This window comes from Massilia sp. KIM, assembly GCF_002007115.1.
In the GTDB taxonomy this organism is placed as follows: Bacteria; Pseudomonadota; Gammaproteobacteria; order Burkholderiales; family Burkholderiaceae_D; genus Telluria.
The window spans coordinates 1,456,105-1,471,065 of record NZ_MVAD01000001.1 but is presented as its reverse complement, the minus strand read 5'-3'; the positions used below and the strand labels follow the sequence as shown (position 1 = coordinate 1,471,065).

General features: G+C 67.7%; 10 protein-coding genes. 6 read left to right on the top strand and 4 right to left on the bottom strand.

Annotation, left to right across the window (positions count from 1 at the left end; translation table 11 throughout):
- The first annotated feature begins 39 nt into the window (after nucleotides 1-39).
- The 5 genes from B0920_RS06385 to B0920_RS06365 all read left to right on the top strand — a co-directional run bounded on the left by B0920_RS06385 (nucleotide 40) and on the right by B0920_RS06365 (nucleotide 5,719).
- Complete coding sequence (locus B0920_RS06385) at nucleotides 40-768, top strand: FadR/GntR family transcriptional regulator (RefSeq protein ID WP_078031708.1); 729 nt, start codon at nucleotides 40-42, stop codon at nucleotides 766-768.
- Between the two features lie 101 nt (nucleotides 769-869).
- On the top strand, nucleotides 870-1,781 hold the full coding sequence (gene kdgD, locus B0920_RS06380) for a 5-dehydro-4-deoxyglucarate dehydratase (protein WP_078031707.1): 912 nt from the start codon (nucleotides 870-872) through the stop codon (nucleotides 1,779-1,781).
- 15 nt (nucleotides 1,782-1,796) lie between these two features.
- Nucleotides 1,797-3,377, top strand: a complete 1,581-nt coding sequence (locus B0920_RS06375; protein ID WP_078031706.1) for an aldehyde dehydrogenase (NADP(+)) — start codon at nucleotides 1,797-1,799, stop codon at nucleotides 3,375-3,377.
- 60 nt (nucleotides 3,378-3,437) lie between these two features.
- Nucleotides 3,438-4,832 carry an MFS transporter gene (locus B0920_RS06370; RefSeq protein WP_078031705.1) on the top strand — a complete coding sequence of 465 codons (1,395 nt, stop codon included), beginning with the start codon at nucleotides 3,438-3,440 and terminating at the stop codon, nucleotides 4,830-4,832.
- An 8-nt stretch (nucleotides 4,833-4,840) separates the two neighbouring features.
- Nucleotides 4,841-5,719, top strand: coding sequence for an SMP-30/gluconolactonase/LRE family protein (locus B0920_RS06365; RefSeq protein ID WP_143745667.1), 879 nt, complete (start codon nucleotides 4,841-4,843; stop codon nucleotides 5,717-5,719).
- Nucleotides 5,720-5,722: 3 nt separating this feature from the next.
- On the opposite strand, the gene B0920_RS06360 is transcribed toward B0920_RS06365, so the two are convergent.
- From B0920_RS06360 to B0920_RS06350, 3 genes are all read right to left on the bottom strand, one after another.
- Nucleotides 5,723-7,285 carry a glycoside hydrolase gene (locus tag B0920_RS06360; RefSeq protein ID WP_078031704.1) on the bottom strand — a complete coding sequence of 521 codons (1,563 nt, stop codon included), beginning with the start codon at nucleotides 7,283-7,285 and terminating at the stop codon, nucleotides 5,723-5,725.
- 103 nt (nucleotides 7,286-7,388) lie between these two features.
- Nucleotides 7,389-9,626 carry a beta-glucosidase gene (locus tag B0920_RS06355; protein ID WP_078031703.1) on the bottom strand — a complete coding sequence of 746 codons (2,238 nt, stop codon included), beginning with the start codon at nucleotides 9,624-9,626 and terminating at the stop codon, nucleotides 7,389-7,391.
- Between the two features lie 118 nt (nucleotides 9,627-9,744).
- The gene (locus B0920_RS06350) at nucleotides 9,745-12,132 is read right to left on the bottom strand and encodes a TIM-barrel domain-containing protein (RefSeq protein WP_229455228.1); all 2,388 of its coding nucleotides are present in this window, start codon (nucleotides 12,130-12,132) and stop codon (nucleotides 9,745-9,747) included.
- Between the two features lie 262 nt (nucleotides 12,133-12,394).
- Between B0920_RS06350 and B0920_RS06345 the strand changes: the two genes are divergently transcribed.
- A complete protein-coding gene (locus B0920_RS06345; protein WP_078031702.1) occupies nucleotides 12,395-12,901 on the top strand; it encodes an SgcJ/EcaC family oxidoreductase in 507 nt (168 codons plus the stop codon).
- 62 nt (nucleotides 12,902-12,963) lie between these two features.
- Here B0920_RS06345 and B0920_RS06340 read toward each other — a convergent pair whose 3' ends face one another.
- The gene (locus B0920_RS06340) at nucleotides 12,964-14,736 is read right to left on the bottom strand and encodes a family 16 glycosylhydrolase (protein ID WP_078031701.1); all 1,773 of its coding nucleotides are present in this window, start codon (nucleotides 14,734-14,736) and stop codon (nucleotides 12,964-12,966) included.
- Nucleotides 14,737-14,961 lie beyond the last annotated feature (225 nt).

The following is a 14,961-nucleotide window of genomic DNA, read 5'->3' as shown; positions in this document are numbered from 1 at the left end:
TTGCTCTATAATGGACCGTCATCACCCATCAGAGCAACCATGATTCCAGCGCCGCGCAAGCACCGCAACCTCGCCCAGGGCGTGGTCGAAGCCATCAGCAACAGCATCCGCCGGGGTGACCTGAAACCCGGCGACAAGCTGCCGACAGAGTCGGCCATGATGGCGCAGCACGGGGTCAGCCGCACCGTGGTGAGGGAGGCGATCTCGCACCTGCAGGCGGGCGGCATGGTGCAGACCCGGCACGGCATCGGCACCTTCGTGCTCGAACGGGCGCAAGCCGGGCTGGGGCTCGAGGCCGAGAAGATCCTGACCCTGCGCGACGTGCTGGCGATCCTGGAGCTGCGGATCGGCGTCGAGACCGAGACCGCGGGCCTGGCCGCTGCGCGCCGCAGCAGCGGGCAGGTGGCGGAGCTGGGCGCGACCCTGGCCGAGATGCAGCGCGCCATGGCCGAGGGCAGGCCGGCGGTGGAGGCGGACAAGCGCTTCCACCTGTTGATCGCCCAGGCTACCGGCAACCGCTATTTCGTCGACATCCTCGAGCAGCTCGGCAACGCGATCATCCCGCGCGCCCGCCTGAATACGGTCGAGCTGGAGCAGGACCGTCCGGCCGACTTCAACGAGCGGGTAGGCCGCGAGCACGACGACATCTTCCGCGCCATCGAGCGCCAGGACGCCGAGGCCGCGCGCGCCGCGATGCGCACCCATCTTTCCAACAGCCGCGAACGCCTGATGCAGGCCCAGCGCCGCCTGGAGTCCATGCTCAACTGAAAAAACTGTAATTTCTGCTTGCGAGCTGGTCAGCTCAGTTGTACGATGACATACAACTGATCCCCGCAATGTCCTGACACATCCCACACTGGAGACCTCGCATGCACCCGCTGGACCTACAAAAGACCCTCTCCCACGGCCTCTTGTCCTTCCCGATCACCGATTTCGACGCGCAAGGGGAGTTCGACCCCGCCGGCTACGCGGCCCGCCTCGAATGGCTGGCGCCCTACGGCGCCACCGCCCTGTTCGCGGCCGGCGGCACCGGCGAATACTTCTCGCTGGTCGGCGAAGAATACGGGCAGGTGATCCGCACCGCGGTCGAGACCTGCCGCGGCAAGGTCGCCATCCTGGCCGGCTGCGGCGGCCCGACCCGCAACGCCATCGCCCACGCCCAGGAAGCCCAGCGCCAGGGCGCCCAGGGCCTGCTGCTGCTGCCGCACTACCTGACCGAGGCCAGCCAGGAGGGCCTGATCGCCCACGTGGAAGCGGTGTGCCGCTCGGTGGACATCGGCGTCGTGGTCTACAACCGCGCCCAGTGCCGCCTGACCCCGGACTCGCTGGCCAAGCTGGCCGACCGCAACCCCAACCTGATCGGCTTCAAGGACGGCATCGGCGACATCGAGCTGATGGTCTCGATCTGGCGCAGGATGGGCGACCGCTTCAGCTACCTGGGCGGCCTCCCGACCGCGGAAGTCTATGCCGGGGCCTACAAGGCCCTGGGCACGCCGGTCTACTCGTCGGCCGTGTTCAACTTCGTGCCGCAACTGGCGATGGACTTCTATCACGCCACCGCCGCCGGCGACACCGCCACCACCAACCGCCTGCTGGACGAATTCTTCCTGCCTTACCTGCAGATCCGTAACCGCAAGCCCGGCTACGCGGTCAGCATCATCAAGGCCGGCGCGCGCCTGGTCGGCCACGGCGCCGGTCCGGTGCGTCCGCCGCTGACCGACCTGACGCCGGAAGAAGACCAGATGCTGCTCGAGCTGATCCAAAAGCAGAACCTGCGCTGATCCATGGAGAGCCTCATGGAGATCCAGGGATTGATGGTGATCGGCCGGCGCACCGTGCGCGGCGCCGGCGGCGACCAGAACGCTTACAACCCATCCACGCGCGCCGCCTTCGGTCCGGCCTTCGGCCAGGCGACCAGCGCCGACGTGGAACAGGCCTGCGCCCTCGCGGCCCAGGCCTTCGACCCCTATCGCGCGCTGCCGCCCGAGCGGCGCGCGCGCTTCCTGGAAGCGATCGCGGAGCAGATCCTGGCCGTGGGCCCGGCCCTGATCGAGCGCGCGCAGCAGGAAACCGGCTTGCCCGCCGCGCGCCTGGAGGGCGAACGCATGCGCACGGTGAACCAGCTGCGCCTGTTCGCCAAGGTCGTCCGCGACGGCCACTTCCTCGGCGCGACCCTCGACAGCGCGCTGCCGGAGCGCGCGCCGCCGCGTCCCGACCTGCGGCTGCGCAAGATCGGCCTCGGACCGGTGGCGGTCTTCGGCGCCAGTAATTTTCCGCTGGCGTTCTCGGTGGCGGGCGGCGACACCGCCTCGGCGCTGGCGGCCGGCTGTCCGGTGGTGGTCAAGGCCCATGGCGCCCACCCGGGCACCTCGGAGCTGGTGGGCCGCGCCATGCAGCGCGCCGCCATCGATTGCGAGCTGCCGGAGGGCGTGTTCTCCATGCTCTACGGCGATGGCCGCAGCATCGGCCAGCAGCTGGTCGCCCATCCGGCGATCAAGGCGGTCGGCTTCACCGGCTCGCGCCAGGGCGGCATGGCGCTGATGCGCGCCGCGGCCGCGCGCCCCGAGCCGATTCCGGTCTATGCCGAGATGAGCAGCGTGAATCCTGTGTTCCTGCTGCCGGCCGCGCTGCGCGAGGGCGGGGCGGCACTGGCACAGGGCTTCGTCGAGTCGCTGACCCTGGGCGTGGGCCAGTTCTGCACCAATCCCGGCCTGGTGTTCGCCGTCGAGGGCGCCGAGCTGGACACCTTTCTCGCCGCCGCCGGGCAGGCGCTCGGCGCCAAGGGCGCGGGCACCATGCTCACCGCCGGCATCCACGAAGCCTACCAGAGCGGCGTCGCCCGATTCGGCGCCATCGCGGGGCTGCAACTGGTCGCCCGGGGCCTGGAGCAGGGCGCGGGCTGCGCCGCCCAGGCCGCGCTCTACGTCTGCGACGCGGCCAGCTTCCTGGCCGATCCGGCCCTGCAGGACGAGGTGTTCGGCCCCTGCGCACTGGTGGTGCGTTTCGAGAGCGCCGGGCAGATGCTGGCCGCTGCGGAAGACCTGCACGGCCAGCTCACCGCGACCGTGCATGCGCGCGACGAGGACCTCGGGCTGGCCGCGCGCCTGCTGCCGGTCCTGGAACGCAAGGCGGGCAGGGTGCTCTTCAATGGCTTCCCGACCGGCGTCGAGGTGTGCCATGCGATGGTGCACGGCGGGCCCTTCCCGGCGACCAGCGACAGTCGCAGCACCTCGGTGGGCGCCACCGCCATCGACCGCTTCCTGCGGCCGGTGTGCTACCAGGGCCTGCCGCCAGCCTTGCTTCCGGAGGCGCTGCGGGACGACAATCCCCTGGGCCTTTCGCGCATCGTGAATGGGGAGATGCAGACCGCAGGTTAAATTCGAGTGCAGCACCGGCCGGGGGAGACACCGGCCGTCAACCGGAAAAGAACTGATCACATGAATCAGCAAGTCATAGGCTTCGTGCCGGAGCAAACGGTGGTGGGCAGGTATCGCTGGACGATCTGCGCGCTGCTGTTCTTTGCCACCACCATCAACTACCTGGACCGCCAGGTCCTCAGCCTGCTGGCGCCGATGCTCAGCAAGGAGTTCGGCTGGTCCAACACCGATTACGCGAACATCACCGCGACCTTCCAGTTCGTCTACGCGATCTCGATGCTGTTCGCGGGCCGCGTGATCGACCGCATGGGCACCAAGCGCGCCTATGTGCTGGCCATCGTCGTCTGGTCGCTGGGCGCGATCGGGCATGCCTACGCGATTTCCATCGGCGAAGCCGCCAACGGCATCCTGACCACCCTGGGTCTCGCCGCCGTGCCGGTCTCGATCATCGGCTTCATGGTCGGGCGTGCGGTGCTGGCGATCGGCGAGGCGGGCAACTTCCCGGCCGCGATCAAGGCCACGGCCGAATACTTCCCGAAGAAGGAGCGCTCCTTCGCCACCGGCATCTTCAACTCTGGCGCCAATGTCGGCGCCATCCTGGCGCCGCTCACGGTGCCGGTGATCGCCGCCTACTGGGGCTGGCAGGCGGCATTCATCAGCATCGGCGCCATCGGCTTCGTGTGGATGATCGCGTGGATGTGGTTGTACGACACGCCGGAGCGCCAACCGCGCCTGAGCAAGGCGGAACTGGCCTACATCAACAGCGACTCCATCGCGGCCGCGCCGGCGTCCGGTGCGGTTGTCGCGCCCAAGTCTTCCTGGTTCAAGCTGCTGGGCTACCGCCAGACCTGGTCCTTCGTGTTCGGCAAGTTCATGACCGACGGCGTATGGTGGTTCTTCCTGTTCTGGCTGCCCAAGTACATGAGCGCGCAGTACGGCATCTCGGCCACCGACATGATCGTGCCCCTGGCCGTCCTGTACAGCATGACCATGGTGGGCAGCATCGGCGGCGGCTGGCTGCCGACCTGGTTCATCAACCGTGGCAGCGACATCTACCACGGCCGCATGCGGGCCATGCTCACCATCGCGCTGTTTCCGCTGGTGGTGCTGCTGGCGCAGCCGCTCGGCTACCTGAGCTTCTGGGTGCCGGTGATCCTGATCGGCGTCGGCGCCTCGGCCCACCAGGCCTGGTCGGCCAACCTGTTCACCACGGTGTCGGACATGTTCCCGAAACACGCGGTGGGCTCGGTGGTCGGCATCGGCGGCATGGCGGGCGGCCTGGGCGGAGTGCTGCTCACCAAGCTGGGTGGCTGGCTGTTCGACCACTACGGCGCGCTGGGCGAGCTGCAGACCGGGTATATGATCATGTTCTCGATCTGCGCGCTGGCCTACCTGGTCGCCTGGATCGTCATGAAGGCGCTGGTGCCCGCGCACCGCGAGATCACCGACCTGTAAGGGGAACGATGGACATCGAACGCATCGAGGGCGTGCACTGCGCCACCGGCGAAAGCCCGACCTGGCACGCGCAGGAACAGGCCTGGTACTGGGTCGACATTCCGGCGCGCCGCATCTGGCGCATGGACCATGCGAGCCGGGAGCTGCGCAACTGGAAGGCGCCGGAAATGGTGGCCTGCATCGCCGCCGCGGCACAGGGTGGGCTGATCGCCGGCCTGGAAACCGGCATCTTCCACCTGGGCCTGAACGACGACGGCAGCGTGCAGGCCGAGCGCGTGGCGCGCCCGCCGCGCGAAGAACTGGGCGAGGGCATGCGCTTCAACGACGGCCGCACCGACCGCCAGGGACGCTTCTGGAGCGGGACCATGTTCATGGACATGGGCGCGGCCCGGGCGGTCGGTGGCCTGTATTGCTACAGCAGGGAGCAGGGCTTGCGCGGTCCCTTCGTCAGCGGCCTGATCACCCAGAACGGCCTGGCCTGGTCGCCGGACGGCCGCACCATGTACCTGTCGGACTCGCATCCGCAGCGGCGCGCCGTGTGGGCCTTCGACTATGACGTGGACACTGGCACGCCGTCCAGGCAGCGCCTCTTCCTCGACCTGAGCGGCCAGGCCGGCAGGCCGGACGGCGCCGCGGTGGACGCCGAGGGCTGCTACTGGACCTGCGCCAACGACGGCGGCCTGCTGCAGCGCTTCACGCCGCAAGGCAGGCTCGATCGCGAGATCGCGCTGCCGATGGCCAAGCCCTCGATGTGCAGCTTCGGCGGGCCGGAACTGGACACCATGCTGGTGACCTCGATCGACCCCGGCACCGGCGGCGACGCCGGCGCGGTGCTGCTGCTGCGCCCCGGCGTGCGCGGCCTGGCCGAGACCCCGTTCGGGGCGTGAACCTCAGTTGGAACGGGTCAGGCGCAGCAGGTAGACGTCGTTCTCGCGCAGCGGCAGCGCGAGGCTGAACCTGCCGTCCGCCCCCACGCGCTCCTTGCGCTGCTCCTGGGGCTTGCCGGTGGCGAGCGACTTCAGGCTCGCCACCTGCTGGCGACTGAGCTGGCTGGGCGAACCCATGTCGATGTAAGCCGTGAAGGCGTCGTTCTTCCGGTAGCCCACCTGGGACAGGCTCAGGGTGTAGGCGCCCGGCTTGATCCCGTCCACCTGCACCCGCAGCTTGCCCTTGTCGCGCGCCGGCAGGTCCTTGATGAAGTACTGCTGGTTGTTGATCCCCTCCGGCAGGGTCTGCGTATAGTCCCAGGCCAGGACCTGGACGTTGCCGCGGGCGTCCACCGTCGCATACGATCGCTGGTCGGCGTTCTTGAGTTCCGTCGGCCCGAGCTGGTTGAGGAACTGGTAGGCGAAGTAGGCCGGTTTCTTGATGCCCTGGGTATTCATCAGCCCGAAGCCGCCGTGGAAGGCCTGGAAGCGCGGCCCCGCTTCCTCGAAGATGTCGGTGAACACCCAGTAGGACATCGACTGGGCCGCATTGCCTACCTGCTTCAGCTTGGTCAGGATATAGGCCGGCTGGTGGTAGCTGTCGTGGGTCGGATCGGATGGTGTGTAGGAGGAGCTCCACTCGGTGTAGTGCAGGTCCAGCCTGGGCATGGCGGAGGCGGCGATCTCCTTGCGGTTCTTGAGCACGTCGCCCGAGACCGCCCATTCGTCCTTGCTGAGCACCGTGCCCTGGGTGCCGTATTCGTCCAGGAAGCCCTGGTTGACGCCATACGAGTGGGTCGAGACGAAGTCGAGCGGCACCTTGTTCTTGTCCGCGTAGGCGATCATCTCCGGGATCCAGGCCGCGCCGGCGGTGGCCGGCCCACCGACCCGGTAGCGCCGGTCGACGCTCTTGATCGCGCGCGCCGCGTGGGTGTACAGCTTGAAATAGTCGTCCTGGGTGCCGGACCAGAACAGGTCGAGGTTGGGCTCGTTCCAGACCTCGAAATACCAAGTCGCCACCTCGTCGGCGCCGTAGCGCCGGGTCCAGTGTTCGAGCAGCGCCTTGACCAGGGCTTCCCAGCGCTCGTAGCTGCGCGGCGGGGTGATGTTCCCGCGCCACCAGAAGATGGTCTTGGTGCCGCTTGCCATCGCCGTGGGCATGAAGCCCAGTTCCACGAAGGGTTTGACGCCGATGCCCAGCAGGTAGTCGTAGAGGGCGTCGATGTATTGGAAGTTGTAGTGCTCCTTGCCCTGGGCGTCGACCTTGTAGACCCCCATGTCGTCGCTCAGCAGGCCGTGGAAGCGGATGTAGCGGAAACCCGCGTCGCGCTTGACCTCGGCGAGCTGCTGCTGCCAGTCGGCGCGCAGGCCCTCGTTGGCGCGGCCGGCGCCGATCACCAGGTTGTGCACGGACCCCAAGGGGCCCTGTATGGCGCGCGCGTCCACGTTAATGGCGCGGTCCTGGGCGTACAGGGGCAGGGCCAGCAGGGCGCCGGCCAGGAAGGAAAGCAGGGACTTGGGCAGCATGGGGCGACTCCGTCGGTAGCAGTGCTCGGCCCGCCGCCGACGGGCATCCTGGCAGAATGCGCGGCGGCGGCGGGGTGGTCCGGGATTCCGGGCGGGCGCCGGATCAGCGGCCGCCGGCCGCGAACTCGCGCGCCGGCAGGCGCACGGTGACGGTCGCGACCGGGGCGTCGGCGGCGGTGGCCAGGATCACCTGGTAGTCGCCGGCGGCGATCTTCCACTTGCCGCTGGCGCCGTCGAACACGGCCAGGGTGCGCGGATCGACCGTCACGCTGCTGGTCTTGCTCTCGCCCGGCTTGAGCGTCAGCTTGTCCCAGGCGCCGAGACGCTTGGGCGCTTCCCAGCCGCCGCCGACCTTGGCCACGTAGACCTGGGGCACGGCCTTGCCTTCGCGCTGGCCGGTGTTCGAGGTCGAGAAGCCGACCCGGATCGTGCCCTCGGCCGGTTCAGCGCGCAGGTTGGCGTAGCCGAAGCTGGTGTAGGACAGGCCGTGGCCGAAGGCGAACAGCGGCTTGATGCCCTTCTTGTCGAACCACTTGTAGCCGACCGCCGCGCCCTCGATGTTGTAGTCGACGTCGAAGCGGCTGTCCTTGGGCAGGCCGACACCGTCCACCTTGGGACGCGGCAGCTGGCTTTCCGAGGCCGGGAAGGTCTGCGGCAGGCGCCCGGAGGCATCCACTTCGCCGGTCAGCACGCGCGCGATCGCCTCGCCGCCGTTGGTGCCCGGGTACCAGGCCTGGACCACGCCCGCCACGCTGCCCAGCCAGGGCATGGTGACCGGGCCGCCGGTCTCGAGCACGACCACGGTGCGGCGGTTGGCCTTGGCCACCGCCTCGATCAGGGCGTCCTGCTTGTTCGGCAGCGAGAGGCTGGGCACGTCGGTGCTTTCGGAGGTCCACTGGGTCGCGAACACCAGCACAACGTCGGCGCCGGCTGCCGCCTTGGCCGCCGCCGCCGGGTCCTTGCCGTCATGCCAGGTCAGCTTGGCCTTGCTGCGCGCCGCCAGCGCCTTCATCGGCGAATTCGGAAGATAGGTGATCGGGCCCGGCCACTCCTTCGGGCCTTCGTTCGGCACCGCCATGCCGCCGCGCGGATAGACCTGGGCCGAGCCGCCGCCCGACAGCACGCCCTTGTTGGCGTGGCCGCCGATGATGGCGATGCGTTTCAGGTTGCCCGCCAGCGGCAGCACATTGCTGTCGTTCTTGAGCAGGACGATGCCTTCCTCGGCGTCGAGCTGGGAGATCTTGCCGTGGGCGGTGTAGTCGATCTTCTCCGGCTCCACCTTGACCGGCTGGTCGAGCGCGCCGTTGACGGCCAGCGCCCAGACGATGCGCTTGGCCATGTCGGTCAGGCGGGCTTCCGGCACGTGGCCGTTCTGCACTGCTTCTTTAAGGGCGCCGTCGAAGTAGGGCGACTTGTCGAAGGGGTAGCCGGACTGCTGGTCCAGCCCCGCCAGCGCGGCCGGGATGGTGGAGTGGGTCGCGCCCCAGTCCGACATCACATAGCCCTTGAAGCCCCAGTCGCCCTTGAGCACCTTGTTGAGCAGGTGATCGTGTTCGCAGGCGTAGGGACCGTTGATGCGGTTGTAGGCGCACATCACCGAGCCGGGGTTGCCGCGCTCCAGGGCGATCTGGAAGGCGAGCAGGTCGGACATGCGGCCGGCAGGGTCCTCGATCTTGACGTTCAGGTGGTTGCGGCCGGTTTCCTGGTCGTTGTAGGCGAAGTGCTTCATGGTCGAGACCACGCCGTTCGACTGCACGCCGCGGATCTGTTCGCCGGCCATGATACCGGCCAGGAGCGGGTCTTCACCGGTGTATTCGAAGTTGCGGCCATTGCGTGGCTCGCGCGCCAGGTTCACGCTCCCGCCCAGCATCACGTTGAAGCCCGAGAGGCGGGCTTCCTTGCCGATCATGGCCGCGCCCTTGTAGGCCAGTTCCGGGTTCCAGGTGGCGGCGGTGGCGATGCCGGCCGGCAGGCTGGTGCGCTCGCGCACCTGCTTGCCCGGCTGCGAAGCCACGCCGATGCCGGCGTCGGTCAGCCACTGCGGGGTGATGCCCAGGCGCGGGATGCCCTTGACGTAGCCTGCCGATTGCACCAGCGCCTCCTTGGGCGGGACCTTGCCCTGGAATTCAGAGCCGAAGTAGCCGAACACCAGGCTGATCTTCTCGTCGATCGTCATCTGGTTCACCAGCTGGGTGGCGCGCTCCTCGGCCTTGGCGTTGGCTGCGGCGTAGGCGTTCGGCGCGGGCTGCGCGACCTGCGCGCTGGCGGGCATGCTGAACTGGACGGCAAAGGCGGCGGCGAGTGCGAGTGCCCAGCGCGACGGCTGCAGGGGCTTGGTCATGAAACGGTCTCCTTGAGGTTTTTATGTGGAACTTGTCGAGTATATATGAAATGTGAGCGCTATCAAATCCTTGTCCGGCCGTGCCGGCCCGGGGCGCCGGACCGGCCGTGCGCCGCCATCAGCGGCCGATTACCTTGACCAGTTTCGCGGCCCCGCCGGCGAAGCCGCGCTCGCCGCCGCTGGCGCTGAACTTGCCGTCGGCGTCGCTCCAGCGGAGCTGCGCGCTGCTCGCGCCCTTGCCCTTTTCGTAGTCGTAGGACAGGCCGTCGTCGTCGTAGAGCGTGAACTCGGCGTCCTTGCCCGGGTAGACCAGGATCTGGGCGATCGCCTGCCTGGTCGCGGTGGAGGGCACCGGGGCGCCCAGCGGCACGATGGAGCCGGCCTTGACGAATACCGGGATGCGGTCGATCGGCGCCTGGGCCTTGATCCAGCGGCCGCCGGCGTGCTTCTCGTTGGTCCAGAAGTCGTACCAATCGCTGCCGGCCGGCAGGTAGACGTCCTTTTCGACCTGTCCCTGCTCGGTGACCGGCGCCACCAGGAAGGCCGGGCCGAACATGTACTGCGTGCCGAGGTCGGCGACCCTCGGGTCCTGGGGGAAGTCCATCCACAGCGGGCGCATGAAGGGCGCGCCGGTGTCCCAGGTCATCTTGGCCTGGCTGTACATGTAGGGGATCAGCTGGTAGCGCAGGTGGTTGAACCTGGCCATGACGGCCTCGGCCTGCTTGCCGAAGGACCACATCTCGTTGCCCTTGCGCGAGCCGTGCAGGCGCAGGGTGGGCGTGAAGGTGCCGTACTGGAACCAGCGCGTGAAGAGCTCGGGATAATCATGGTAGTTACCGACGATCTCGCGCGCGTCGGACGGATCGAGCAGCGGGGCCTTGGTGGCGTGGGTGACGCTGGGGAGCGACTGCCAGCCGCCGATGTCGCTGCTCCAGTAGGCGATGCCGGAAGCCGTCATGTTCAGGCCGGCCGGCACCTGGCGCGCCAGGGCTTCCCAGGTCGACTTGATGTCCGAGGACCAGAACAGGGCGCCGGTGCGTTGCGAGCCGAGGTAGGCGGCGCGCGCCAGGACCATGGCGCGGCGCTGCGGGCGCCAGGCGCGCAGCTGTTCCGCATAGCCCTCGACGTGGACCAGCGGGTAGAGGTTGTAGTAGCGGTCGCCCGAGCCGATCGAGTAGAACAGGCCGCTCGGCACCAGGTCCGGTTCGGTCTCGTCCAGCCAGGGATAGTCGAAGCCCTTGGACATCACGTTGTCGCGGGTCTTCTCGAAGAACCACTTGCGCGCGGCCGGGTTGGTGGAGTCGATCAGGCCGCCGGTGCGGTCGGAGCGGAAGGGCAGGCCATCCTGGGTCTTGCCGTCCTTGTCCTTGAGCAGGTAGCCCTTGGCGTCCAGTTCGTTGAAGTAGCGGCCGGCGGTCTCGAAGCGGGGCCACAGCGAGATGATGGACTGCATGCCCATGTCGTGCAGCTGCTTGTTCATGCCCACCGGGTCCGGGTACTGGGCCGGATCGATGTCGAGCTGGCCCATGCGGGTCCAGTAGAACCAGTCGACCACCATGATGTCGAGCGGGTAGCCCTTCTGGCGGTAGGTGTTCGCCACCCGCATGACCTCGGCCTGGCTTTCGTAGCGGGCCTTGGACTGGATCAGGCCGAAGGCCGACTTGGGCGGGATCGGAGTCTTGCCGGTCAGGCGCGCGTAATTGGTGTACAGGTCCTGCACGCCGGCGCCGGTGATGACGAAGAAGCTGACGCGCTCGCCCACCTGGGACTGGAAGCGGGTCACGCCGTTGACGGCGCCCTGGAAGCGGGTAGGCGAGGGGTTGTCCCAGACGATGCCATAGCCCTTGGACGACACCATGAAGGGCACGCAGACGGTCTCGCCGGCCGGCGCGTCGTACCAGTGCTTGCAGTCGATCACACGGCCGCGCAAGGACAGCCCGGTGAGCAGTTCCTGGTTCTGGCCCATGCCGTAGTAATGTTCGTCGGCAGGCGCGAAGAAGGAGGCGCCGACCTGGTAGGTCTTCTCGCCGTTCACGGTATGGGGCGACATCTCCCAGCCGGTCATGTCGAGGATCTTCTCGCCGCGCGCGTTGCTCACCTCCAGGCCGACCGGCGCCAGCGCGGGCGCGAAATACTTCGAGCTCTGGCTCGGGATGCTGGGCGCGGGCGCCGGCTTGACGCGCACCGTCATGCCGTTCGAGGCGAACAGGTCGCCGTCCTTGGCGGCCGTGTGGCGGAAGCCGCCGTTGTCGGCGTTCTTCGCCAGGATGCCGTAGCCCGGGCCCTTGAGGGCTTCGGCCTTGTCCGCGGCGATGGTGACGTGCAGGATGTTCGGGCCATAGGCCTCGACCGAGACCCAGGCGCCATTGCGGTCGAGGGTGACCAGGGGCGCGGCGACGGCGCCGCCAGCCAGGGCGGAGGCGAGGGCGGCGCACAATGCCCGGGCCACGCCGGCAGTTCGATGCAGTGGGAAAGGCGAATTCTGCCGGAAGTGGCTCATGCTCATGCGCTGGGTCTCCAATTATCTGTCCGCGCCGCCTGGCAGCGGGCGCGCTTTGCGTTATCGGGCGCTAACATTCCGTCCGGTCCGCTCGCGCTGTTCTCTAATTAATATAACACTTTATGTTGGGCGCAATCATCCTTTTGATTGCAATTCGACATCGGCTCGGCCGGGCATCGGGACAGGACATACGTATCGACTTTCAGTGGCGGGCAGCCTGCCGCGAGGCTAGAATCGGCCCTTCGTTCGTTCAAATCTGGAGGAAACGATGCGTGCATATCTGGTGGCGCCCATGCTGGCGGCCTTTCTGGGCGCCGTTCCGGCGGTGGCGCAAACCTCGCCTGCGGTCCCCGTGCCGGCGCCGGCGAACACCCTGCCGTCTGTCGCCGTTCCGCCGGAGGTCGAGCGTGTCCTGCGCGACTACGAGAAGGCCTGGGCCGCGAATGACGCCCAAGCCCTGGCGGCCCTGTTCACCGAGGACGGAATCGCCTTGCCCAGCAACCGGCCGCTGGCGCGCGGGCGCGCGGACATCGCCAAGGCCTACGCGGGTGGCGGCGGCATGCCGACCTATTTGCGGGTGATGGATTACCGCAGCGCGGGCGAGCTCGCCTATCTCGTCGGCGGCTATGGGCCGGCGGGCCAGGACACCGACTTCGGCAAGTTCGTGCTGGTGCTGCGCAGGGTCGACGGGCGCTGGCTGATCCAGTCGGACATCGAGAACGCGAACATGCGTTTGGGGCCGCCACCGCGGCCGGCCGCCAGGCCCGCCGGCTGACCAGCCCCGGGAAGCCTCCGGCCGCGGGCGCGGTCCGGAGGGGTGAGTCGTCTAGCGTCGCCTTACTTCATCGTGTAGCTCTGCTGGGCGGTATCGATCGCGTAGTTGCGCGCCGGATCCCAGTAGGTGAAGCTGTAGCGCACCACGTCGCCGATTTTCAGCCCGCCGGCGATGTAGGTGTTGCTGCTGCCGTCCAGGCGCATGCGCACGTTCTGCTGGGCCCCGCCATTAACCGTGTAGTGGACGTCTGCCCAGCTGCCGGTGTTGGCGGTGAACTGCAGGGTGGTGGCGGAGAGCTGGGTGACATAGGTCGGCCCGCTCTGCGGCGGGGTGGTGGTGCCGCCGCTGCCGGAATCCCAGACGATGTCGTCGATCGCAAACTGGAAGGCGGTCGTGGGCAGGCGGTTGGCGTCGCTCGAGATCATGAAGACGTCGAGCAGGGACTGGAGCGCCACCTTGGGACCGATCAGGGTGCTGACCGGGATGGTCGCGGTGGCCCATTCGCCGTTGCGCACCAGCCCATGCGTGGTGGTGTTTGCGGGGAAGTTGACCCAGTTCTGGTTGGTGTAGGTGTCGCCGACGCCGATGTTGAAGGACACGTTGGCCGGTATCTTGATGCGGAAGCGCACCGTGCCGTTACGGAAGTTGCTCAGGTCGCGCGCCTGGCGCGACTGGATCCCGCCGCCGAACCATTGGTTGGGCGCGAAGTAATTCCAGGCGATCACGTTGGCGCCTTCGAAGGGCGCGGTATTGCCGGCGCCGGTCGAGGCGCCGTTCCACAGGAAGATGTCGGAGCTGGTGCCCGCCACCAGCTTGTTGTTCACCGCCGTTGTGTCGGTGAAGATGCCGAACTTGCCGACTTCCGGCACCGTCTGGTTGCCGAGCTTGACCGTTCCCTTGCCGTCGAGCTGGTAGACCCGCACGTAGTCGACGTACATGGTGGCCGGCAGCGGCGCGGTCACCTGGCTCGGGTTGGCGGCGTCGGTGAAGTTGCCGCCCACGGCCAAGTTGAGCAGGAGGTAGAAGGGCGCCTGCAAGGACGCCGAATTGACCGGCAGCGGCGCATCGTACAGGTTGCGCTCGACGCCATTGTCGACCACGGTGAAGCGCATTTCGCTCTCGGTCCAGTACAGGCGGTAGATCACGAAGCGGTTGACCAGGGGTGCGGACGAGATGTACCAGTTCTTGGTCTGCCAGGCGGTGGAAGCGGCGCAGCTCTCGTTGCCCGGCACGCAGGCGGCCTGCTGCCAGGTGATCACGTTGGCGCCCACGAAATTGTTGGCCGGGGCATTGCCGGCGCCGGCGCGCACCGAGGCCTTGTGCCCCATCTCCATGATGTCGATCTCGCCGTTGCGCGGCCAGGTCTGGGGGCTGACGCCCAGCATCCAGGCCGCAGGCCACAGGCCGGTGCCGACCGCCGGGGTGCTCATGCGCACCTCGACCATGCCGTACTGGACCTGCACCTTGCCCTTGGTGTCGATCTTCCCGGAGGTGAAGACATTGCTGCCCACGGTCTGGTTCTGGGCCCGGATCGCCAGCGCGCGGGTGCCCGATTCGAAGGGGACGTTGGCGATCGAGACGTTGTTGGGGCTGTAGTACTGGAGTTCGGCGTTGCCGTAGCCGCACAGGTTGATCTGGCAGCCGTTGCCGTCCGAGGCGGTCCAGGCGCTGCCGTCGAGGCTGGGGCCGTTGAATTCTTCGGACCAGAGCAACTGGCCGATGACGGGATTGCTGACGCTGGCCGCGGCCTGGGTGCCCCAGGCCAGCACGAGGCCGGCGGCAAGGGTCTGGAAAGCTTTCCACTTCGAGTGACGATGTTGGTGTTGGTTGTTCACTTCGACTCCTCTATGACTCCGTTGATGATGCGGGCCGGTGGCGCCGGACCGCGGCTTGCCAACTCTTGGGGTTGGATTCGGATACGGGGAAGCTGGAGGTGGAAACGTTTCCAGTCAATTGCGAGAAAATATAGTCCGATTCTTTACAAGCGTCAAATCCAATTGTGCGACGCGTCACAATTCCCGATGGCGCCGCTTGATAAAGATCAGGTGCGGGTGGAAAGC

Bases quoted from the DNA above. Each gene is read 5' to 3' on its own strand.
- B0920_RS06385 (WP_078031708.1), top strand. From the start codon at position 40: ATGATTCCAGCGCCGCGCAAGCACCGCAACCTCGCCCAGGGCGTGGTC.
- kdgD (WP_078031707.1), top strand. From the start codon at position 870: ATGCACCCGCTGGACCTACAAAAGACCCTCTCCCACGGCCTCTTGTCC.
- B0920_RS06375 (WP_078031706.1), top strand. From the start codon at position 1,797: ATGGAGATCCAGGGATTGATGGTGATCGGCCGGCGCACCGTGCGCGGC.
- B0920_RS06370 (WP_078031705.1), top strand. From the start codon at position 3,438: ATGAATCAGCAAGTCATAGGCTTCGTGCCGGAGCAAACGGTGGTGGGC.
- B0920_RS06365 (WP_143745667.1), top strand. From the start codon at position 4,841: ATGGACATCGAACGCATCGAGGGCGTGCACTGCGCCACCGGCGAAAGC.
- B0920_RS06360 (WP_078031704.1), bottom strand. From the start codon at position 7,285: ATGCTGCCCAAGTCCCTGCTTTCCTTCCTGGCCGGCGCCCTGCTGGCC.
- B0920_RS06355 (WP_078031703.1), bottom strand. From the start codon at position 9,626: ATGACCAAGCCCCTGCAGCCGTCGCGCTGGGCACTCGCACTCGCCGCC.
- B0920_RS06350 (WP_229455228.1), bottom strand. From the start codon at position 12,132: ATGAGCATGAGCCACTTCCGGCAGAATTCGCCTTTCCCACTGCATCGA.
- B0920_RS06345 (WP_078031702.1), top strand. From the start codon at position 12,395: ATGCGTGCATATCTGGTGGCGCCCATGCTGGCGGCCTTTCTGGGCGCC.